The organism is Sedimentibacter sp. B4 (assembly GCF_000309315.1).
GTDB lineage: Bacteria > Bacillota > Clostridia > Tissierellales > Sedimentibacteraceae > Sedimentibacter > Sedimentibacter saalensis.
Genome location: NZ_CANG01000788.1, coordinates 1 through 212 on the forward strand (window position 1 = coordinate 1; position 212 = coordinate 212).

Consider the following 212-nt stretch of genomic DNA (forward strand, 5'->3'; position numbering starts at 1 on the left):
ACATCGCGGTCGTCGGAGGCGGCGACTCCGCGCTGGAGGAGGCCACCTTCCTGACCCGGTTCGCGAAGTCGGTCACGATCATCCACCGTCGCGACGAGCTGCGCGGCTCCAAGATCATGGTCGACCGGGCGAAGGCCGACCCGAAGATCCGGTTCGCCTGGAACTCGGTGGTCACCGACCTGCACGGCGACGGCACGCTGGCCGGGGCGACG

1 protein-coding gene is annotated in these 212 nt (G+C 69.8%); it reads left to right on the top strand.

What is annotated here, in order from left to right; translation table 11 throughout:
* Positions 1-212, top strand: a 212-nt coding sequence (locus tag BN358_RS24350; RefSeq protein WP_198018488.1) for an NAD(P)/FAD-dependent oxidoreductase, incomplete at both ends; no start/stop codon positions are given.